Source organism: Gimesia maris, assembly GCF_008298035.1.
GTDB classification, from domain to species: Bacteria; Planctomycetota; Planctomycetia; order Planctomycetales; family Planctomycetaceae; genus Gimesia; species Gimesia maris.
The window spans coordinates 7,047,973-7,070,611 of sequence record NZ_CP042910.1; the positions used below are offsets into that span (position 1 = coordinate 7,047,973).

The window sequence follows — 22,639 nt, forward strand, 5'->3', positions numbered from 1 at the left end:
CCAGTTGAATCAGGCAGCGGATTTTCCGGGAACCTGGGGGGCGATTTTTTTTGTCACGTCCCCCTTTTTCTGCTTCAGGTCAAACAGTCCGAATATTTCGGAAGCGGTCAGACTCCGTGATTCACAAGTGGTATCGCCATCTCCCAGAATGGAACGGAAGAGTTCCCGTTTCTGTTCGAGGACCATGTCGATCCGCTCTTCAATCGTATTATTACAGACAAATTTCGTCACGATCACCTGTGTTTTCTGTCCAATCCGATGTGCCCGGTTGATTGCCTGGTCTTCAATCGCCGGATTCCACCAGCGATCAAACAGGAAGACATAACCGGCAAACTGCAGATTCAGGCCGACGGCCCCGGTACCATAACTCATCAACAGCAGGTGTGAATCCGGATCATGCTTGAACTGATCCAGGATCGGCTCGCGCTGCTTTGTGGGAATTCCTCCATGATAAACGAGCGTCCCAAACCGCTCTAAACGTTTTGCCATGAAGTCCAGGGGTTTCGTCCATTGGCTGAACAGAATGGCTTTACCACCGCTGGCGGCAATCTCTTCCATATCTGCTTCCAGGCGATCCAGCTTACAACTGTCCCCGGTTACCGGATCAAAGTTAGTGATCTGTTTGAGTCGTAAAACCAGTTCAAACACGTGCTGGACGGTGATGGAATCGCCCATCTCATTCAACTGGATTACACCATCTTTTTCAGCTGTCTCGTAGGCATGTTGTTGCGCCGGGTTCAGATCCAGATACGCGGGCCGGTCCAGCCGCGGCGGCAGATCGGTCATCACCAGGTCTTTAGTACGACGCAAAATGAATTCTTTGGAAAGCACCTGCAACTGTCTCAAATCGGGTGTGCCTCGTGGGGGAATAATTTCCATCCATTCAAATAACGACGACATCTCTTCGTGCCGATTTTCGATCGGCGTTCCTGTGAGAGCCCAGCTCCGTTTACGGGGTATGGAACGAGCGACTTCTGCCGTGCGGGAATCCCGGTTTTTGATGCGTTGTGCTTCGTCGAGAACAACCAGATCAAAACGGGGTAAGTTTTCTTCCCCCATCGTTTCGAAATCACGCGCCATCGATTCATAATTGGCGATCAGGATCGGCGTGTTTGGCATCTCCCAGATCATTCTCCGGCGGGCGGTATCACCTTGCACTACTGTTACCGGCAATTCTTCCGCCCAGAACTTAAATTCACGCTGCCAGTTGGGAATCAGCGGTTTGGGACAAACCAGCAGAATGCGGCGCACCTGCCCACTGCGCAATAACAGTCGCACACCGGTGATTGTCTGCATGGTTTTCCCCAGACCCATTTCATCTGCCAGCAAGGCCGACTTCTGTGAAAACAGCCAGGCGATCCCCTCGTATTGATAGGGGAAGGGCTCAAACGGCATGATCAGTTCCTGACCGGCCAGCCACGACTGCAGCGGTGGCTGCAGCAGATAAAACAGACGGTCTTCCAGCGACAGCGCATTGGCAGGAGGCTTGAGCCTCGTACTTTTTTTGCGCTCACCCGTTTCAGAACTCGCGGCTTTGGGACCTTCTATCTGACTGAGTTCCGTACCGCTTTCTTTTTCTTCTTTGGGAGGCATAAACTCCATGCCATCTGGAAAGGTCATCCCAAACGTTTTGACGCGGGGCCTTGTCGGTTTCCATTTGGGTTGCAGGCCAGCTTTTTCCAGTAATGCCAGTGCCGTTGTTTCCAGGTTGAATTTGCGGGTGAGCGCGCCATTCATGCCCGAAGCAAAAACTGCTGCCGTCACAGCCAGGGAAGTCGATTCACTACTGATCTGCTGCCTGATCTGCCAGCGATCTGCGTCTGTAATCGTTGCCTGAGCAGGGTTCTCAGCGGGTGGAAGAAAATGAGGGCCACCGGAATGGCCGGTTGTCACTTCTGACTGTTGTTGATTTTGAATGTCTGTCTCTGAAAAATCCACGTATCTGCCTGTTTGGGAAGGAAGTCTGATCAGCTTGTTTTAATACCATCGTTCGAACGTCGGTTTAACGGGATGATCCCATTTTCACCGCTTCGTTTAAGGCTTCACGCACTCGCTCAAATGGTTCGCCCAGGTCGGCATCCGTAGGGATATTTCGGCTGGTTGTCTCAATTGCTGTTCTTCCGGTCTGGTGACCCGCATCAAAACGTAAACGGTTCTTGCCAATCTGCTCACTGATGAAGGTGGAATTTTCTTCGACGATCTGTTCCACATCGGTCAGAATGGCAACTGGTATGGAAATATGATTCTGCAGTTCCATTGCCTGTTCCTGTTCAATCAGAATCAGGTTGGGTTTGACATTCATTTTTTCTACGAGCGTCTGACCGATCACCTCTCCCAGCAGGAATGGAACCAGGGTGGGACCATACAACACTTCCTGAGTCCGGTTAGGTTTGACAGGAGTTGTGCATTGAAATTCTAAAGGTCTGCCAAAATGGTTCGTCACCAGCAAACCCCCGATCAGTGAGCCATCGGGACATTCAATCGTTGTCAGGAACCCCAGTTTCAACTCTTTGCTACCGCCATCCGCTCCCATAAAGTCCTCGTCTCCAGATGTCATTTCTTCTGTTGTCGTCAATGATCAGACGATCCTGATTCTCACCTGAACCGTATCTCTTTCGATAATCAGGACAGCCTACTGTATCGATATCATCGTCCTTCATAATTTCTGACTTGAGTGCTTGTTGTAATGGTCGTGTTAGATAGTTTCACTTCAATAACCCTTTAAATATCAAACGGTTCCAGAATGGGGAACGTTTGAATTCCGGTGGATATTTTCTAGCGCAGATTGCTCTTTAGGTTGGAAATTCACTCAAGTTGCGGCAGAATAAGGGAGAACCATGAATCTCCACTTTTGAAGCTCCCCCCAGCCCGCTGAGTTAATACGAAAATGAATGCACCAGTTACCGAGCCGGAAAACCTGAACCGGGAGGCCTTACAGGCACGCCAACTACAACGCCTGCAACATCTTGTGAAAGAGGTCTCTACCACCAATCAGTTCTGGCAGAAGAAATGGTCAGCAGCAGGCGTCGATGTCAATTCGATACAGAGTCTGTCCGACCTGCAGAAATTGCCGATCACCACCAAATCGGAACTGGTGGAAGATCATATGGCCCACGCACCTTATGGCACGAACCTGACTTATCCAGTTGAGAATTACACCCGCATGCATCAGACATCGGGAACCACCGGCTCACCCATGCGCTGGCTGGATACCAAAGCCAGCTGGGACTGGTTTAGTGAATGCTGGGCACAGATCTATCGCATGGTCGGCCTGTACCCGGAAGACCGACTCTTTTTCCCCTTTTCGTTTGGTCCCTTTGTCGGATTCTGGGCTGCCTTTGAAGGCGCAACACGTCGTGGAAATTTCTGCCTGGCCGGAGGTGGCATGGGTAGCGAAGCCCGGCTGCAAATGATTCTCGATAACAAAATCACTGCTGTCTGTTGCACTCCCACTTATGCATTGCGACTGGCAGAAGTCGCCGAAGCAGAAAACATCAATCTCGCCGCCAGTCGCGTGCGGGCACTGGTCGTCGCTGGCGAACCAGGGGGTAATATTGAAGCAACCAAACTCCGCATCGGTCAGGCCTGGGGGGCAAGGGTCTTTGATCACTGGGGCATGACCGAAATTGGGGCACTGGGAATTGAACCGCTGGAGAGTCCGGGGAGTCTGAATATTCTGGAAACGGAATGCATCGCGGAAATCGTCAACTCAGACACACTGGAACCGGTGGCTCCCGGGGAACAGGGCGAATTGATCATCACCAACCTGGGGCGGATTGGTTCGCCTCTGATTCGTTATCGTACGGGGGACCTGGTTTCCGAAGACACTTCCCCCTGCCCTTCCGGTCGTGCTTTGCTGCGATTAAAAGGAGGCATCCTGGGACGCGCGGATGACATGGTCATTATTCGTGGCAATAACGTCTTCCCCTCCAGCCTGGAAGCGATCCTGCGAACCTTTGATCGGATTGCCGAATACCGGATCGAAGTCCGCACGATTCGTTCAATGCAGCACATGAAGATTGAACTGGAACCGACTGATTCCGCTGCTGCAGATCCTCAACGGTTAGTTCACGACGTCAGCCATGCGATCAAGGATCGACTGAACTTCAATGCGGAAGTGATTACAGTTGCTCCCGGTGCTTTGCCCCGCTTCGAACTCAAAGGCCGCCGCTTCTTCAAAATAGACTGATCTCGATGACGAGATCAATTTAATACAGGAACTTTCCATGACAGCTCATCTGCGAATTTTATTCCTTTTCCTACTGATTATATCCTGCTCTCTTATTTCACTCAGTCAGATATCAACTGCTGCGGAGAAGCCGGAACGTCCTAATATTCTGTTTCTTTTCAGTGATGATCAGCGGGCTGACGCTGTCGCAGCCTATGACAATCCCCACATTCAGACTCCGAATCTGGATCAGCTGGTAAAAGCGGGCTTCAATTTTCGCAACGCATACTGTATGGGATCGATTCACGGTGCCGTCTGCCAGCCGAGTCGCGCGATGTTGAACAGTGGTCGCTCGCTTTACCATGTTCCCATGGACCTGAAAGGAGTCATCACACTTCCGCAGTTATTGAAGCAGGCGGGATATGAAACCTTTGGCACGGGTAAATGGCACAATCACCGCGATTCTTTCCAGAAAAGTTTTACGACCGGGACCGCTGCATTTATCGGGGGAATGTCAAATCATCTGAAAGTACCTGTGGTCGACCTGAAAGAGGGAAAGTTTGAAAATAAACGGACAGGTAAGAAGTTTTCGAGTGAGCTCTTCGTTGATGCCGCCGTTGATTTTTTGAAGCAGCAGCCTGCAGAAAAACCCTTCTACGCGTATGTGGCATTCACTGCTCCCCATGATCCGCGAATGCCGCCAGAAACAGCGATGAAGGTTTATGAAAACAGTCCCCCCCCGCTGCCCAAAAACTTCATGCCACAGCATCCCTTTAATAATGGCTGGTTAACCGGTCGGGATGAAGCGCTGACAGGCTGGCCTCGCCAACCGGAAATCGTGCGCGAGCAGCTCGCGGAATATTATGGAATGATCACTCATATGGATACACAGATCGGCCGCATCCTGCAGACATTGAAAGACAAAGACCTCGATAAGAATACGATTGTGATTTTCTCTTCTGATCATGGGCTGGCACTGGGAAGCCATGGCTTGCTCGGGAAACAGAACCTGTATGAGCACAGCATGAAATCACCGTTGATCTTTAAAGGCCCCGGCATCCCCATGAACAAATCCAGCGACGCACTGGTTTACCTGTATGACATTTTTCCGACCGTCTGTGAATTGACTCAAATACAGGTTCCCTCAGGTGTGGAAGGTTCTGACCTGGCTCCCATCTGGCGGGGAAAATCTGAGCGGGTTCGCGACACGCTCTTTACCACTTATGAAGACCTGATGCGGGCTGTCCGTGATGAGCGCTGGAAACTGATTCGCTATCCACAGATTGATAAGACACAACTGTTTGATCTCAAAGAAGATCGACACGAACTAAAAGACCTGTCCGAACATCCGGAGCAGCAGGAACGCATTAAGAAAATGCTGGCTGAGTTGAAAGAATGGCAGAAAAGAACAGACGACAAACAGCCGCTCACATCTGAGCATCCCAAGCCGGAAGCCATCGATCTGACGGGTCGAAAACGGAAACCCGACCAGCATCAACCTGACTGGATCGTGAAAAAATACTTCGATTCTGAATGAAATCTGTTTTCAGTTCATGCTATAATCGGTGGTCTCACCCTGTAAATGATTCCAGCCATAAATCTGAATTGCTCACCTAACTCGATTCACAATAAGATTCACATAGTCAGAGGTAATAAAAATGAAAGCTTTACTGGCAACCCTTACTCTTTCTCTGCTTCTCTCCTCCACAACTTTTGCCGGTAACTGGCCAGGCTGGCGTGGACCGACTTCTAATGGCGTCGCGGAAGGTTCCGGCTATCCTGTCTCCTGGAACAGTAATAAAAATATTCTCTGGGAAGTTGCGTTTCCGGGAGTCAGTGGTTCCACTCCCGTAATCTGGGGCGATGATCTGTTTCTGACCACCGCAACAGATGAAAAGAATGAAGTCCTTTGCCTAAATAAGAATTCGGGTAAGAAAAAATGGACCACTGAATTCGGCACTGCACGCGCCGGGAAACACAAGAAAGGGAGTGGCAGCAGCCCGTCTCCTGTAGTCGATGACCAGTTTGTTTTCGCCTATTTCAAAAGTGGTGACCTCGCCTGCCTGAATCGGGAAGGCAAGATCGTCTGGCAGAAAAACCTGCAGAAAACTTACGGCGAAGACACCCTCTGGTGGGACCTGGGAACTTCCCCCGTACTGACGAACAATCTGGTCGTCATCGCCTGCATGCAGAGCGACAACTCTTACATCGTTGCTTTCGACAAAGCGACCGGAAAAGAAGTCTGGAAACAGGATCGCAATCTGGATGCACCGGAAGAAGCAAGTCAGAGTTATTCCACCCCCGTTGTCGTGAATCAGGATGGAAAAGAGATTATTTATGTTCTCGGAGCAGACCATGTCACGGCTCACGATGCCCAGACCGGAAAACAGATCTGGCAGGTGGGTGGATTGAATCCGACTCAGCACAAATACTTCCGTTCCATCTCGTCGCCTGTCGTCAGCGATGGTTATCTGATTGCCCCCTATGCACGGGGTGGTTCCCTGACCGGAATTAAACTGGGTGGCAGCGGCGATGTTACAAAATCACATGTTGCCTGGACCATTGAAGAAGAAAATGAATTCACAGATGTCCCTACTCCTGCTGCAATCAATGGACGTTTCTATGTCTGTTCGGATAAAAAAGGATCGGTCCTCTGTTTTGATGTCAAAACCGGTAAAAAAATCTGGGGGGATCGACTACCCAGAAACAGCAATAAATTCAGCGCCTCTCCAATCCTCGCTGATGGACATATCTATGTGACCCGCGAAGATGGCACGACTTTTGTTCTGGAACAGGGAGATCAGTTCAAACTGGTTTCTGAAAATCCGCTCGAAGGATTCGCACTGGCGACTCCAATCTTTTCTGATGGTAAAATCTACTTGAAGATGACCGACAAAATTTACTGCATCGGTAAAAAATAAAACGGCCTGGATCATTTGACGCTTAGAGGGACAGGTATTTCTCCTGTCCCTCTTTTTTCGAAACTGCCCTCGACTTAATGAAACTAAGAAACCTGCAGTAACACAGCGATGAGTTGTCAGCCTCTGGTTTCAGTCGCTTCAATGAAATTAAAGTAATTCAAACGATATTCTGCCTCTATGATGGAACTCACATGAACACAAGATTCACACTTAGCTTGCTGCTGACATTAGTTCTGTTTACTCCGCTGTATCCCACACCCGCTAGCGAGGAAAAAGCAACGACGGAACCGGAAACCAAAACGGAGGCCAAAGATCCCCTCCGACTGGTTCTGCCTCCAATCATCTATGCAGTCCCTGGTATTGAAACCAGTGTCTATTTCGATAATGTTTCCTTGAGCATCAATCCTGCGAACTACGTTTTCGACGTGCATTGCAACCGTGGTCATCTGCAGCAGGAACGCTGGACCTATACTCCCGATGAAAAAGAAATCGGCGACTATAAATTCACGCTGAATGTCATAGACCAGAACAATGAGATCATCGCCAGTCAGGACTCCCGATTGCGTGTGGTCCCAACCGCCGCCGGTAAAAACAAACCGGTGAGTATACTGATGATCGGCGATAGCCTGACACACAATTCTATCTACCCTCGTCATGTCCGCCAGCTCAGCCAGAATTTTCAGGGCCCCAATCTGAAACTGATCGGCTCTCACAATCCGAAAGACGAGGAGGGAGTCCAGCATGAAGGATATGGAGGCTGGACTGCAGTCCGCTTTGCAACTCATTTTAAAGAGAACGCCCGCCAGGGATATTACCGAGAACGAGGCAGCCCGTTTCTCTATGCAGGTGAAGATGGAAAACCCGAACTCGATTTCCCCCGCTACTGTAAAGAATTTAACGACGGGAAAGCCCCTGATCTGGTAACGATTTTCCTCGGTCCCAATGACGTCTATTCAGCCACCGATGAAACCATCGGGGAGCGGACAGACACCATGGTCAAGCACCTCAACATCCTGGTGAAGATGATTCACGATTTCAATCCGAAAACAAAAATCGGACTGATGTTACCCGTCCCCCCTGCAGCATCGCAAGATGCATTTGGCACCACCAATGGTCGCGGCCAGACACGCTGGCAATATAAACGCAATCAGCATTATGTGGTGGAACAGATGTCAAAACATTTCGGCGATAAAACCGACCAGCAGATTTTCCTGGTTCCCACACATATTAATCTGGATTGTGCCCATAATTACCCTGCCGTCAAAGTCCCCCGGAACGCACAGACCACAGAAGAAACGGTACGCCAGAACAACGCCGTTCATCCAGCTGCGAGTGGCTATCAGCAGATTGGTAACAGCCTGTTCTGCTGGATCAAGGAAGTTTCGAAACAGGAGAACGCGAAGTAATCTCCAGTTAAGTTACTGCTGATCCAACGCCGGAAAGGGAAACATCTGGGAAGGCGTGCGTCCCGTTTTCATAATCGTTTTGATTCGGGCCACCACTTCCGGATGTTGCTCTGCAACGTCGTGCTGCTCGCCGGGATCTGTTTTGAGGTTGTAAAGTTCAATTTTCATTTGTGGTTTTTTCTTGAGCAGATTCTGACGAATGCCTTTCCAGTCGCCCAGATGCACCGCCTGCTGCCCGGTGTAGGCGGGAAATTCCCAATAGAGGTACTCATGCTGTTTTTGCTGATCGGGGTGGCCTTCCAATGTCGGCACAAAACTGATGCCATCAATGTCGGCAGGCGCCTTGGTTCCCGTCAGATCGGCGATGGTTGGCATGACATCCCAGAATGCTGACAGATGATCGGTGACCTGGCCCGCTGGAAAATGTCCCGGCCAGCGCGCTACCAGAGGCACGCGAATTCCGCCTTCATAGAGACTCCCTTTGAAACCGCGCCAGGGTCCAGCTGATTCGAAGAATTCAGAGTCTGATCCTCCCAGTCGATTATAAGTCGGCCCGTTGTCAGACGTAAAGAAAACAATCGTATTGTCATCCAGCTTAAGCTCTTTGAGTAGAGCCATGATCTGTCCCACCCCGTCATCCATCTGGGTAATCATGGCGGCGTAACCAGCGCGGGGATGCGGGTGTTTGATGTAGCCTTTATGCTTGTATTCTTCTTCAGGAATTATGCCTTTGTATTCTGCGACATACTTTTCCGGTGACTGAATCGCCAGATGAGGTATCGCGAACGGCAGATAGAGAAAGAAGGGATCCTGCTGATGTTCACGGATGAAAGCCAGTCCGTTCTCTACAAATTTATCCTGCGAATGAGTCTCGCCGTATAACGTTCGATCATTTCCAGGCAGAGTCTCTTTTGTGTGATTCCGCCATAAAAAAACGGGGTAGTGATTGTGTGCATGCACCTGGCAGTTAAAACCATAAAACAGATCGAAGCCCTGTTGATTGGGATCGCCGGTGGTTCCGAAATGCCCCAGTCCCCATTTGCCCATTGCCGCGGTGGCATAGTTTTTCTGCTTGAGCATTTCAGCAATCGTGACCTCCGCATCGGGAATCGGATGCTGACCGGGAAAACTCCAGCCCTGCTCTTCTTTCATATTCTGAACATATTCGGGTTTGCCGTTATTGCGTACATAGGCATGACCGGGGTGCTTACCTGTCAGCAGATTACATCGGGAGGGTGCACAGACCGCGTTGCCTGAATAAAACTGCGTGAAGCGAATTCCCTCTTTGGCAATGCGATCAATGTTCGGTGTTTTGATCCACTTCTGTCCGTAACATCCCAGTTCGTTATAGCCCAGGTCATCGGCAATGATAAAAATAACATTCGGTTCCCGCTGGAATGCAGCTGCGTCACTTTCCCTGTTAACGCTCATGAAACTGAGGCAGAAAATAAGCACAAAGAAAAGTCTGGCAAAGCGGTGCATCACTGGCTCCTGGATGGATCGGTCAAGGGTGGGTAAAATCCAGACTCTATCTTATACAGAGCAACGCCGAGATCGCAACAATACCTGTTCCGACACGACTTACCACGCGGCTCTTCAGGACCAGTGGTAATCCTTTTGTTTACGAAACCCGTTCAAGACCAGGGAACCGTCTTCATAAACATCCAGTGAACTGTACCCATTGTTATCCAGCCCGGAGCCTTCCACCATCGCAACCAGGGTGCAGTAATGGATGCCTTTAATTTCGGAATATTTGTTGTGATGACTGTGCCCCTGAAAGACGGCAGTGACTTTGCCCGACTGTTCCAGAACGTTACGCACTTTCGAAGAATTTTTGACTGCGTGGGCATCTGTATCTTTCAGATCGAGCGGTTGATGTGCAAAAACAATCGTGGGAAGCATCGTTTGTTTCAGATCAACCTGCAGCCAGGACAATTCTTCCGACGGGATATTCGCATCGGTCCATTTAAAATTCTTGCGACCATAAGGGGTGCCATCGCTTTTGAAACAGGAGTCCAGCACGACAAAATGATAGCCGTTCCGATCGAATGAGTAGAACGACTCTTTCTGCCCGACTCCCTGCAGAAACTCATTTTTCGTCAACTGATCGACGCAATGATTTCCTAATACATAATATTTGGGGAACGGTATCGCAGAAATCGCTTTGACCACTGTTTGCAAGTGTGTTTTTTCCTGCGCCAGAGATTTGCCGGAATCGATCAGATCCCCCTGAAAGACCACAAAATCAGGTCGATCGTTATGAAACTGTGTGGCGGCTTCCTTCAACTTAGCCAGTGTTTCACGATAATGACGTGAACCAGCAGGAGGTTTGTCTGCATAATGCAGATCAGTGACCAGTCCAATGCGTACCGCGCCCCGTTGGTTCGTATCGAAGGCACCAGACACCTGGCGACCCAGAGCTGGAAAAGTCAGGCCAGACAGTACCAAAGCGCCATTTTTCAGGAACGCTCGTCTCCCCAGAGATTTGATCGGGGACTGAGACTGCAGTTTCATGTTACGACCTCTTTCATGCGGCAATTGAAATTTCGACTTAAGTCTCTATTGTGACTGATATTTGTTAAGTTACAATGTCCAGATGACGAATTTCAGTTTCCACTGCTGCTGCACAAAAAATCAAAAAACCCTCATTGACATGTCGTAACATCACGATATTATATACATGAGGTCAATGAATTATGAAATTGAAAGAAACACCCGAATATAATGGCGCAGCACTGGAACAGGCTGCCGAGTGCCTGAAAGTTCTGGCGCATCCCGCACGGATCCGCATTGTGCAGTTACTGTTGCGCGGGCGTTATACCGTTGGAGAACTTGCTGAAGATTGCGGAATTCCCAGTAATGTGGCTTCAGAGCATTTACGGCTGATGCAGCGTTGCGGTTTTTTCGTCAGCGAACGGGAAGGCCGAAACGTTTATTACCGGATTGCAGAACCTCATCTGAACAAAATTATGGACTGCATCGAAGGCCGTTTTTTTGAGAATTGAGTTTTTTTAGAACAACATATCGTATAATTGCGACATAACGAGGCTTTGAAATGGCAGATATTCAAACAATTAAACCTGACGTCCTGGCAAAAAAACAACAGGATAAAGCAGTTTACCTGATCGATGTTCGAACGCCGGCTGAATTCCGGGAAGTCCATGCACCCATTGCCGTCAATATTCCACTGGATCAACTGACCGCGGAACAAATCAAAGACCGGGTCAATGGAAACGGGGCTGACCCGGTATACCTGATCTGCCAGAGCGGGAACCGTTCTTCCAAAGCCTGCCAGAAACTGATCGATGCCGGTTTCGTCAACGTCATCAGCGTAGAAGGGGGCACCAAAGCATGGGAGGCAGAAGGTTTGCCTGTGAATCGTGGAAAAAAGACGATCTCACTGGAACGGCAGGTACGTATTGCCGCTGGATTTCTGGTTCTGACAGGAGCCCTGTTAGGTATGTTTGTGAATCCCTGGTTCAGCGGACTTTCTGCATTCGTGGGTGCTGGTCTGATGTTCGCAGGAATTACCGATACCTGTGGCATGGCGATGATCCTGGCAAAAATGCCATGGAACCGTGCTTAATGCCGATAATACTGAAGCGAGGAGCGCGTGCGATGAATTAATAGAACCCACAAAATATCACCTCAGATGCAATAGAAAAACCTCTGCCTGTTCCAGTAAAATACAGGCAGAGGTTTTTTCATTTATCTTCAGGATTTTCTATGGTTATTCTGCCTGCTTCTCGCCCCAAACGGTACCTGAATGCCGCGGAAGGTTATCTGATCCTTGAGATGCCGGAACAGGCTTTGCGAGAACTGTCCCGCATTACTGCAGCAGATCGAGATTCGGAAAAATACTATCGACTGCTGGGGCAGGCCCAGCAACTGGCGACCCACTACCAGGAAGCTTTAGACGCATATCAGCATGCTTACGATAAAGATTCAGAAAACCTGACGACCCTGATGGGTATGGCCTGGTGTTTCAAACGGACCGACCAGTTGTCAGCTGCGATCTCAATCATGGAGGAAGCGTATCAACATCATGCAGACGAGCCTGTCGTCCTGTATAACCTCTCCTGTTATTTCACCCTGGCGGGAGATAAAGTAAAAGCGATCTCCTGGCTGGGGCGTTCGTTGCGGATGGAGCCCGGATTAATAAAATTAATTCATGATGAACCAGACTTCGATTCTCTGCGGAGTGACAAAGACTTCCGGTTCGTAGTAGAATCTGCTGAGAATAAAACGTCCCAGAATACTTAGTATGATTTCAGTCAATAGGGTCAATCGGTCAATAAGACCGGTCCTGCTTCCAACGGGCCACTCAGGGAATCGAAAGTCATCAATATGGATATTGACACCCGCCGCCTGAAACAGCACTGCGATGAACTGTGTAAAACAATCCGTCCTGCAGAAAGCGAAGCGCTGGAAACAGCCCGTCTGTATGTCATCCGGGAACTGGAAGCGACAGGCTGGCAGGTGGAGCGGCATCCGTTTCAAGCTCAGGATTCGCTGCTGGTTCAGTGGTCAGGTCAGAATCTGATCGCCCGGCATCCCGATCTGACAAATCCGGACAAACCCTTATTCTGTGTCGGCGCGCACCTCGATACCCGCCCTGAGTCACCTGGAGCTGATGACAATACGAGCGCCGTTGCCGCTCTGCTTGAAATGGCCCGCCTGCTACCCGATGCTTCAGGCTCAGAAAACCAGTGGAGCATTGAACTGGTTGCCTTCGATCTGGAAGAAAACGGCATGCTGGGGGGCGCCGAACATGCAATGTTACGTTCGCAGCAACAGACCGACCTCCGCGGCATGGTCTCTCTGGAAATGCTGGGATACTGCGATCATACACCGGGCAGTCAGACGCTGCCCCATGATCTGGCAGGCCTGTATCCGGATACCGGAGACTTCATCGCCGTTGTCGGTAATCAGAATTCAACAGACCTGATCGCCGCATTTCAGAACGGAATGCAAGCTGTACCAGAGCTGCCGGTAGAAGTATTGCAGGTCCCTCAAAATGGCGAACTGCTTCAAGCCACCCGTTTAAGCGATCACAGCCCGTTCTGGGACGCCGGCTATCCGGCGCTAATGATTACCGACACCAGTTTTCTCAGAAATCCGCATTACCACCAGCCAACAGATACCGTAGATACACTCGACTTTGAATTTCTGGGAAAAGTTTCACAAGGCTGTCTGGAATCAACGAAACGGATTCTGGCAAACGGATATTGATAACTCTGAATCACCTTACTACAAGACAGGGAATATAGATCGAAAATGAATGATACGACTCAGGAAGAAAAAGAGCTTCTCCATATAACAGAACTGTCCCGACAGCAACGACGTGTCATTGGCGTATTGCTGGAGAAAGCGTTTACCACACCAGATCAGTACCCGCTTACCTTGAAAGCAGTCACTACAGGTTGTAACCAGAAGAGTAACCGGGACCCCGTTTCAAACTACAGCGAATCTCAGGTTTTTGAAACGCTGGATACCTTGCGGGAAATGGGGCTCGTGGCAGTGATTCATTCAGACAGTGGTCGCACAGAACGATATCGCCACTACATGCGACGCCGGTTCAATTTCACGGAACCTCAACTGGCGATACTGACAGAGCTCTGGCTTCGTGGTCGACAGACCATGGGAGAATTACGTGGCCGCGCCAGCCGTATGGTACCCATTGAAACACTGGACGATTTACGCAACGAATTTAAAGGACTTCTGGATCAGAAGTATGTACAATCCAATGGCAGTATTGAACGTCGCGGCATCGAAGTCGATCACAACTGGTACCAGGAGCGAGAAGGCAAGACACTGGGATTTGAACACTCCCCGGAAGAGGAACCCGCAGCAATAGAAAGGGAGCCCTCCTCCTCCGCTGCTGCTCCGAAAGCTGCCACACCTGATCTATCTGAATTTTCTGCAGTCATTGAACAGCTGCAGCATGAAAACCAGTCTCTCAGGCGGGAGATTGAAACAATCACCCAATCGCTGGAAGAGCTGAAACATCAGTTGATCGAACTGAAACAGGAGCTGGGTAGTTAATCACCAGATATATAAACCTATCTCAAGTTGAGCCGCCATGATCAATCCGTTCTATGCAATGTCATGCCTGTTGCTGATCCTGTTTGCCCAGCCGGCTCTCTCTCTGGGCCTGGCTGCCGACCGGCCCAATCTGATTTCGATTGTGACCGACGACCAGGGACGCTGGGCCATGGGGCTGTATGGGAACCGACAGATTCATACGCCGCACATGGATCAGATTGGAAAACAGGGGGCAGTCTTCACCAATGCATTTGTAGCAACTCCTGTCTGCTCACCCAGTCGGGCGACGTTTCTCTCCGGCAGATTTCCGACAGAGTTGAAGATTACCGACTGGATTTCATCCGAGGAAGCGCAAGAGGGAGCCGGCCTCACAGCGATGACCTGGCCGGAAGTATTGCAGCAACATGGGTATCAGACTGCTTTAATCGGTAAATGGCATCTGGGTGAATTGAATCAGTTCCATCCGCATGAAAAGGGTTTTGGACACTTCATGGGATTTCTTGCAGGGGGCACACGTCCCATGAATCCCACACTGGAAATCAAGGGAGAGACGCAAAAACGGAAAGGCTCCCTGCCCGATCTGCTGGTAGATGACGCGATCAATTTTATCCGTACATCCAAAGATAAACCCTTTGCACTCTGCCTGCATTTCAGAGCTCCACATACTCCCTATGGTCCTGTTCCCGAACAGGATTCAGCACATTACGAAGGAATGAAAATTGATGTGCCCATCACCCCAGGAGTAATTCCCGAACAGATTCGTCAGAAAAATAAAGAATACTATGCGAGTGTCTCTTCGGTCGATCGTAATATCGGTCGCCTGCTGAAGGAACTCGACCAGCTGCGACTTGCAGAGAATACGCTGGTCATCTTCACCAGTGATCACGGTTATAACAATGGTCGCCACGGAGTCAGCACCAAAGGAAACGGCCACTGGATTGCCGGGGGAGTGACAGGACCCAAACGCCCTAACATGTGGGACACTTCCATCCGCGTGCCACTGGTGATGCGCTGGCCCGCCGTGATTAAACCGGGGACTCAATTCGACGAAATAGTATCAAATATAGACATGTTCAAATTTGTATTAGGTGCGTTGAAAATTCCGCAACCGGCGAATCTCAAGCTACACGGAATCGACTATTCCCCTTTACTGTTTGGGCAACCCGCGCCTGTCAGGAAAGCGCTGTTCGGTCAATATGATCTGCATAACAATGGATTAGCCTATCTCCGAATGATCAGGACCCCCAAACTGAAGTACGTTAAACATTATCGTGCCCGGAATATGGATGAATTGTATGATCTGGAAACGGATCCCGGAGAAAACACGAATCTGCTGCAGCGCCGCACGAGAAAAAACTGGCAGGATACTGCTGATCTGCTGGAGGACCAGCTGATTGAATGGCAAAAATCGATCCAGGATCCAATTCTTGAACCTGCTTATGAATAACAGGTTAGGTCACAAAGCAGGAAACAGCTGTCCCCTGCCCTATTTTCAGAAGATTAGTGATTTTTATTTAATATCCATCAACATTTGTATGGATTTCGTATAAAACCAGAATACGAATACCCTTTTTGAGATCACCTGTACTTTACCCTTTGAGGAAAAATATGTTTTCTATTTCGCGCACGAGCCTGCTGCTGCTGTGTCTGATCATGGTTTCTGCAGGCTGTCAGAAAGCCTCTGATTCAGCCACTGATAACCAATCCTCTTCGCCCGATGCAGCGACTTCTGATGTCGCAAGCCCCAAAGCAGATGCCAAAACCTCAGAGATGGCATCGAAAGAAGCTGGCGATGAAAAAACAGAAAAGGAAGAGCCCAAGCCTTTAGAATTACCAAAAACCGTCAAAGGGAACTGGGTACTCATGCTGCCTCAACAGCAGCAAATGATGCCACTCTATCTTTTCAAAATCTCTCCCCCCGGCGAGTCCACTGACCCAGAGGAAAAAACGGAAGAGAAAGCAGACGAAAAAACAAAAGCAGGCACAGAAGCAGTCGTCCTGCTTTCAAGAGGGACGGAAGTGTTACCAGCGAAAATCCTGTCTTCCAAAGCAACCGCCGAAACGGTTGAATTTGACGAAAGCCTGATCAACGAAGGTGAAGAGGTCATCCGTTTGAATTTTCAAGGGACTCTCGATAAGGGTGCCATCCTGGGGAATATTTCATTTAATGGTGAAAACTGTGTGCCCGCCCTCCTGCTGCCCACGCTCGAAAAAGATATGTCAAAGATTAAAGAACCCCTGCCCGCTCCCGGGTTTCAGGAATTCGTCCAGGCGATGCAGACTGATGATCCTTTTAAGAGTCTTAACGAATTCACCCAAAACGAGCGTATGAAAACCGTACCCGTGGCTCTGGATGCTTACACTCGTCTGATTGCAGTTGCTCTCAGTCAGAAAAAAGATTCCAAGACCGTGGAAGAAATTGTAAATCGCTATGTCGAAACCTCCGCAATCTGGGGAAAACGACTGCAGGTTAACGCCTTGGTCAGCTCAGGTTCCATGCTGGCACGCAGTGAAACGGATGCCAGCATTGCCACTCAATATCTGGACCAGGCTGAAAAAGCCATCAAAGAGGGAGTGACGCCCCTGGCAGGCTGGGACCAGGAGCTGGCTCTGGCGAAGGCACGAGTGGGTCTCAAATCCGATAATCCCGAGCAAATTAAAGCAGCGGGCAAACTGCTGCAGGAAGAAGTCAAAAAACACCCTCAAGATCGTGAACTGCTGACAGAACTGGTCAGCTATGAAAAATCCCATGGGAGTATCGATAAAGCCATTGAACATCTGGGAATCCTGGCAGGTTCGCCACTGTCATTTCGCGAACGTCAGCTGATTGCAGCATCGCAGCAGAACCCGGAACTCGTAAAATTTGAAAATCCTCAGGATACTTTGACAACGCTCTGGAAAAAGAAACATGGTTCAACAGAGGGGCTGGATGAGTATCTTACTAAATCTTTCCGACGTTACCTGGACAGTTTTGTGTCCAAGGAAGCAAAAGAAGTTGATTTGAAAAAAGGAAACCGTGTTTCGCTGATCGAGTTGTTCACCGGAGCATCCTGTCCTCCCTGTGTAGCTGCCGACCTGGCGACAGGTGTGATTGAATCATCGTTCCCTCACTCCAAGGTCATCGTTTTACGATATCACCAGCATATTCCAGCTCCTGATCCACTAACCAATCCTGATTCAGAAGCACGGTTCATCCTGTATAATCATGGGGGAACTCCTTCGACGAATCTGAACGGTCAGGCGGTTACAGGGGTCGCCGGCGGTGTCGAACAGGTTGGGTCATCCTACAATCAACTTCTTGAGGCTTTGATTCCAGCACTCTCAGAAAACACCGATGTCAAAATCGAATTATCTGCCGTTGCCAAAGATGGTAAACTGGTACTGAAAGCCAATGCCACCGGAACTGAGGATATTAAAGAGCCCCTTCGTCTGGTAGCAGTCCTTGCGGAAGAAGAACTGTCGTTTCAAGCTCCCAACGGGATTAACGTGCATGACATGATTGTTCGTTCCATGTTGAGGGAACCGAACGGTTTTCCTGCTGTTGATGGAAAATTGACACTGGATAAAACCATCCCTCTGAATGAATTCAAAAGCCGAATCACAGATTATCTGTCAGCCTTTGAAGAAAAATCAGGAGCCAACTTCACTGGCGCACCTCTGGGATTGGATCATCTGGAATTTGTCGTCTTCGTACAAGGCGAGCTATCAAAAGATGTCTTCCAGGTCGCATCTGTTCCCGTTTCCGGCGTGATTAATTTCAAGTCTGAGAAGCCCCAGACAGACGCGAAACCGGAAACCAAGCCAGCGGTCAAAGCGGAAAAACCGGAAGCAAAACCGGAAGCAAAACCGGAAGCAAAACCGGAAGCAAAGCCGGAAGCAAAGCCGGAAGCGAAGCCGGAAGCGAAGCCGGAAGCGAAGAAAGACAAATAACCTTTTACTTAGCTACGGAAAACGGATACGAAAAAACAGGGCACGGATCATCCATGCCCTGTTTTTTGTTCAAGCCACTTTCAGCCAGGAGACTGTTCACTCATCTTCAGCGGGAGGTGTGGGAACCAGCTTCTCTTCCACAGTACCGCTGTCAGATTCTTCATTGAAGACGGGCACACCATCCAGAATCAGTTTCGTTGTTCGTGAGGGAGCCGTCTCACGTTGAATTCGACGAAACTGGGCAGGCAGCTTCCCGATTCGGGTGTCACGCTGATCCATGATGACTCGTGCCGCTTCCCGGACTTCGGCATCACTCAACCGGTTCAGGTTCCCCAACTGGGCCAGGGGTTCGAGAATCCTGGTTGCCTTGGCAACGGTGCTTTCCATCAGGATCACATCCAGCAGCTCACGTCGCATCCCCTGCATCGAAGCCACCTGCTCTTTCACACGGTCCTGCAGATCACCGAGCACTTCGAGCGTTTCCACAGCATCCACCACACGCCCCGTTTCAGCCAGAAGTTTGGTCTGGATCGTCATCAGTGACTGCAGATTCTCACCGGCAACCGCCACGTTTAACTCCTCATCAGTTAACGTTTCCTGCAGTGAAACCAGTTCTTCGGCACTTTTCCGGGCAGCCGCCAGTGGTGCTGTCTGAGCAACCAGACTGTCCTGAAGGGCGATCATCTTCTGGCTGTTTTCACGTGCCACATCCAACTGCTGCGACTGATCGACAATCTGCTGCTTGAACTGCAGAAACTCACTGAATGCAGTCTGGGCGTCTTTGATCCCGCTGGCCTGATCTGCAGCCAGCTCCTGGAGTTTCATCATCTCATTCAAAGTGGAATGGGTCACTTTGGTCTGAGCATTCTGTGAAGCCAGCTGATCCTGCATTACCAGCATTTCATCCAGGGTACTGCGGGCCTGCGACGCGATCTCTGCCTGCTGAAGGACCTGCTTCTGGAACTCATTGATTTTCTGGAAAGCAGCCAGAGTCTTCTCAGTTTGACCTGATTCCTCATCAATGAGAATTCTTAAATCCCGGATTTCTCCGATGGCAGACCTGGCTTCCGCCAGCTGCTTCGCCTGAGAATTGAGAACAGTCAACAGATTATTGACCTGCCAGGCACTGGTCTTTGCACCAACCAGCTTATCCATATCCTGTTGAACTGCTACCAGTTCAGTCTGCAACTGACCCATCTGAGTCAACATCGGTCGTGCGACCATAAAATACATTCCCAACAGGCCTGTCACGACCCCGACAGTGAGAATACCCCAGATATTCTGTTGTGTCGAAATACGGGCGTTGGTATCCAATCGATATTGTCGTTCCCCTGAACTTCTCAAGGCTCTATCTCCCAGCGTGATGATTAAACATGGACGTAAAATTGGCACATCCTGTAAGGTTTAGCCATGCATCCTTGCAAAACCATTTATGCTGTAGTACCTAATATCGCCATATTCACAGGTGGAGTTGCTTCTTTATTTGATAATTGCACAAACAATTCAGAAAATTTTGGCCCCGACAATAAAATTCTGCCCCCGACTACATTAGAGTTAATTGATCACAAACTGTTTGATATCAAGAACAATTTCCGTTTCTGATATTTACGGCACACATACAGATTGTCTTAGAAGTGAAGGCTACCTCTTATGCTGGATATCCAAATCGATCAGGCAACCCGGGAAGACTGTGAGATCATTGCCGATTTTAACATTCAGCTCGCTCTGGAAACGGAATCCAAACACCTGGACCGGGACCTGGTTCGAACTGGCGTACTGGAATCACTGGGAGATGTACGGGGATGCCAGTACTTTGTAGCCCGTTATCAGAATCATGTCGTGGGCCAGATCATGTTCACACGAGAATGGAGTGACTGGCGTAATGGTGAATTCTGGTGGTTCCAGAGCGTCTATGTCTCTCCCGACTATCGACGACAGGGTATTTTTCAGCAACTGTCGCAACACGTACAATCGCTGGCGGAATCCAATCCGGATGTCGTTGGCCTCAGACTTTATGTTGAAGCTGAAAATGAACGCGCTCAATCAACTTACCGGCAGCTGGGCTTCAAATTCCCCGGATACCAAGTGATGGAAAAAATGCTGGATCGTTGACATCCACATCCAGTTCACCGCATTCTGTCTGTAAACAAGATCCTGTTTCGAACGCCGCTTTACTTAATCAACTTTAAATCAGGTCGAACCATGTCAGATACCTCTTCTGCAAAAGAAATACTGCTCCATAAACATACCCGCCGTGAATTTCGCGAACGGATGCAATCAGGTGAACTAAAAGCATGTATCATTCCCGTTGCTGCCACCGAGCAACATCTGGAACACCTGGCGATGGAACATGACTGGCGAAGTGTGATGCTGGTAGCAACGGAAGTCGCCCGCCTGCTCTCACCGGAAGTCATTGTCGCCCCGTCAATGAATATTGGTATCAGCGAGCACCATATGCGGCATCCGGGCACGCTGTCAGCTCTTCCGGGCAGTTGGTTGAGCGTTTTGTTTGATACGATTCGCAGCATGCAGCATGCGGGATTCACTAATATTCTGGTATTGAATGGACATGGCGGGAACATTGCTCCCTGCCTGGGAATGTGGGGACAGTTTCAGCAGCGTCTTGAAATCAATCTGCATTTTGAGTCGTACTGGAATTTACTGCCCGAAGAAGTCGCACTGGCGAACCTGAAAACGAAACGCTGGCCGGGGCATGCCCAGGAATTTGAAACGGCATTTGCGATGGCCGCTTTCCCGGAAAATGTTCGCCTGGAAGCCATGCAGGAGCAGGATGATAAAGAACCCCTGGAAGCGACAGCAGAAGCGGGACAAAATATGATTGACGAAATCGTGAAGCAGGTGGCAAAATATGTGGCTGGTATGATCGACGGATCAAATACTGCTGAAATTCCCCCGTTTCATACCTGATGCATGAAACGGGGAACTCAAAAACAGCTTATTTAGCAGGCTGACAATAAGACAAGGCCAGTAAAGCATAAGCGGTTGCCAGATTCGGATCTGATTCATACCAGCGTTTCTGCTTATTCGACCAGCTGCCATTCTCCTGCTGCAGACTGGCCAGCTGTTCGATCAATTCAGCCCGCCAGTTGTGCTGGGTGCCCTCGGCATCTTTGAACTGATCCACTTTCATCGCATCCAGTGCTTTGGCAAACGTATGAAAGTAATAGAACAGCCCCATCAGTTCCATGCCGGGATTTTCTTTCAACGTATAATGACGTCGAATCCACTCATTGGCTGCCTTGACCCGTTTATCATCTTCATTGACACCAGCGTAGATCATACTTTTCAGACCGGCATAAGTCATACTGCCATACGAACGCAGTCCCCCATCGGGTGTTGTTCCTGCCTGTGACGTCCCACCAGCTGCAGGTGTATAATAAAATCCGCCATCATCAATTTTGGACGCAAATGGAGTCGTATTATATTCGGATTCCAGATTTTGGGTTCGTGAGACAAAAACCAGTGCTTTCTGAATAGCCGGATCGTCGGCTTTTGCCCCTGCCTTCTTTAAGGCTTCGATCAGGAATTGCGTGTTGGATAAATCCGGACGTGAATGCCCGCCGTAACCAGCGCCGCCATAAGCTGTATCCGAGCTTTCGATTCCTTCGCCTTCATCCCACTGTAAGCCACGCAAAAATTTCTCGGCATTCTTAATCGTACTGTTATATCGCCCGTCTTTGTTGGCTGCATGAAAAGCCATGATCGAAATACAGGTTTCGTAATTGCGGTGGTTACTTTTTTCATAATAGATACCACCATCTTTCTGGACATACCCTTCCAGTCGCTTGAGTGCTTTCGCGACGACAGGGTCACTGGCGGGAACTCCGCTCTCCAGAAGTGCCGTGGTCACCAGCGCACTGATCCCGGGCACAGTTTCTGTGGTCCAGAGCCCATCTTCCAGCTGGCTGTTCTTCAGGAAGTTGACTCCCTGCATCTGGATTTTTTTCAATTCCTGTTGTCTGTCAGCAGTAAGCGGTGAGTCCGCAGCCTGACTGGTTCCAACACAGGCCATCAACAGCAGTATCCAGATACAGATGGTCCTCGGAATTTGGTTAAAAGTGGGCATAAATGTTTCCTCTCGCTTTCACTATTGTCTTATCAAATTTGAAATGGATACCATCAATCGCGAACTGCTTCTCGGTAAAAAA

19 protein-coding genes are annotated in these 22,639 nt (G+C 49.5%); 13 read left to right on the forward strand and 6 right to left on the reverse strand.

The genetic code is table 11. The features are described from left to right. Positions 1–9 precede the first annotated feature (9 nt). Complete coding sequence (locus GmarT_RS26205) at positions 10–1,938, reverse strand: DEAD/DEAH box helicase (RefSeq protein ID WP_002644591.1); 1,929 nt, start codon at positions 1,936–1,938, stop codon at positions 10–12. Positions 1,939–2,002: 64 nt separating this feature from the next. Beyond that, positions 2,003–2,575 (reverse strand): hypothetical protein, encoded by a 573-nt coding sequence (locus tag GmarT_RS26210; protein WP_002644590.1) that lies wholly within the window; start codon positions 2,573–2,575, stop codon positions 2,003–2,005. Between the two features lie 312 nt (positions 2,576–2,887). Here GmarT_RS26210 and GmarT_RS26215 point away from each other — a divergent pair, with 312 nt between their 5' ends. The 4 genes from GmarT_RS26215 to GmarT_RS26230 all read left to right on the forward strand — a co-directional run bounded on the left by GmarT_RS26215 (position 2,888) and on the right by GmarT_RS26230 (position 8,495). Beyond that, a complete protein-coding gene (locus GmarT_RS26215; RefSeq protein WP_149303442.1) occupies positions 2,888–4,189 on the forward strand; it encodes a phenylacetate--CoA ligase family protein in 1,302 nt (433 codons plus the stop codon). A 37-nt stretch (positions 4,190–4,226) separates the two neighbouring features. Further along, positions 4,227–5,705, forward strand: a complete 1,479-nt coding sequence (locus tag GmarT_RS26220; RefSeq protein ID WP_002644586.1) for a sulfatase family protein — start codon at positions 4,227–4,229, stop codon at positions 5,703–5,705. A 121-nt stretch (positions 5,706–5,826) separates the two neighbouring features. Beyond that, complete coding sequence (locus GmarT_RS26225) at positions 5,827–7,089, forward strand: outer membrane protein assembly factor BamB family protein (protein ID WP_002644585.1); 1,263 nt, start codon at positions 5,827–5,829, stop codon at positions 7,087–7,089. Between the two features lie 191 nt (positions 7,090–7,280). Continuing rightward, entirely contained in the window at positions 7,281–8,495 is a 1,215-nt protein-coding gene (locus tag GmarT_RS26230; protein WP_081459390.1) for an SGNH/GDSL hydrolase family protein, read from the forward strand. Positions 8,496–8,507: 12 nt separating this feature from the next. Here the strand turns inward: GmarT_RS26230 and GmarT_RS26235 are convergent, their stop codons facing one another. Both GmarT_RS26235 and GmarT_RS26240 read right to left on the reverse strand, forming a co-directional pair. After that, positions 8,508–9,977, reverse strand: coding sequence for an arylsulfatase (locus GmarT_RS26235; protein ID WP_002644583.1), 1,470 nt, complete (start codon positions 9,975–9,977; stop codon positions 8,508–8,510). Between the two features lie 114 nt (positions 9,978–10,091). After that, a complete protein-coding gene (locus tag GmarT_RS26240) occupies positions 10,092–11,009 on the reverse strand; it encodes a metallophosphoesterase family protein (protein ID WP_002644582.1) in 918 nt (305 codons plus the stop codon). 182 nt (positions 11,010–11,191) lie between these two features. Here GmarT_RS26240 and GmarT_RS26245 point away from each other — a divergent pair, with 182 nt between their 5' ends. The 7 genes from GmarT_RS26245 (at position 11,192) to GmarT_RS29645 (ending at position 18,470) form a co-directional block, all read left to right on the forward strand. Next, positions 11,192–11,500: an ArsR/SmtB family transcription factor gene (locus GmarT_RS26245; RefSeq protein WP_002644581.1), complete on the forward strand. Its 309-nt coding sequence runs from the start codon at positions 11,192–11,194 to the stop codon at positions 11,498–11,500. Between the two features lie 50 nt (positions 11,501–11,550). Further along, positions 11,551–12,081, forward strand: coding sequence for a rhodanese-like domain-containing protein (locus GmarT_RS26250; protein ID WP_002644580.1), 531 nt, complete (start codon positions 11,551–11,553; stop codon positions 12,079–12,081). Positions 12,082–12,221: 140 nt separating this feature from the next. After that, a complete protein-coding gene (locus GmarT_RS26255; RefSeq protein WP_002644579.1) occupies positions 12,222–12,758 on the forward strand; it encodes a tetratricopeptide repeat protein in 537 nt (178 codons plus the stop codon). Positions 12,759–12,842: 84 nt separating this feature from the next. Then, entirely contained in the window at positions 12,843–13,727 is an 885-nt protein-coding gene (locus GmarT_RS26260) for a M28 family peptidase (RefSeq protein WP_002644578.1), read from the forward strand. A 45-nt stretch (positions 13,728–13,772) separates the two neighbouring features. Continuing rightward, positions 13,773–14,540 carry a DUF480 domain-containing protein gene (locus GmarT_RS26265; protein WP_002644577.1) on the forward strand — a complete coding sequence of 256 codons (768 nt, stop codon included), beginning with the start codon at positions 13,773–13,775 and terminating at the stop codon, positions 14,538–14,540. Between the two features lie 37 nt (positions 14,541–14,577). Continuing rightward, entirely contained in the window at positions 14,578–15,987 is a 1,410-nt protein-coding gene (locus GmarT_RS26270) for a sulfatase family protein (RefSeq protein ID WP_002644576.1), read from the forward strand. A gap of 161 nt (positions 15,988–16,148) precedes the next feature. Next, on the forward strand, positions 16,149–18,470 hold the full coding sequence (locus tag GmarT_RS29645) for a hypothetical protein (protein WP_002644575.1): 2,322 nt from the start codon (positions 16,149–16,151) through the stop codon (positions 18,468–18,470). 96 nt (positions 18,471–18,566) lie between these two features. Here the strand turns inward: GmarT_RS29645 and GmarT_RS26280 are convergent, their stop codons facing one another. Continuing rightward, on the reverse strand, positions 18,567–19,814 hold the full coding sequence (locus tag GmarT_RS26280; RefSeq protein WP_149303444.1) for a hypothetical protein: 1,248 nt from the start codon (positions 19,812–19,814) through the stop codon (positions 18,567–18,569). Between the two features lie 306 nt (positions 19,815–20,120). On the opposite strand from GmarT_RS26280, the gene GmarT_RS26285 reads away from it, so the two are divergent. Both GmarT_RS26285 and GmarT_RS26290 read left to right on the forward strand, forming a co-directional pair. Continuing rightward, positions 20,121–20,582, forward strand: coding sequence for a GNAT family N-acetyltransferase (locus GmarT_RS26285; RefSeq protein WP_002644573.1), 462 nt, complete (start codon positions 20,121–20,123; stop codon positions 20,580–20,582). Positions 20,583–20,672: 90 nt separating this feature from the next. Beyond that, positions 20,673–21,398 (forward strand): creatininase family protein, encoded by a 726-nt coding sequence (locus GmarT_RS26290; RefSeq protein WP_002644572.1) that lies wholly within the window; start codon positions 20,673–20,675, stop codon positions 21,396–21,398. 28 nt (positions 21,399–21,426) lie between these two features. Here GmarT_RS26290 and GmarT_RS26295 read toward each other — a convergent pair whose 3' ends face one another. Next, the gene (locus GmarT_RS26295; RefSeq protein WP_002644571.1) at positions 21,427–22,557 is read right to left on the reverse strand and encodes a prenyltransferase/squalene oxidase repeat-containing protein; all 1,131 of its coding nucleotides are present in this window, start codon (positions 22,555–22,557) and stop codon (positions 21,427–21,429) included. Positions 22,558–22,639: the final 82 nt, after the last annotated feature.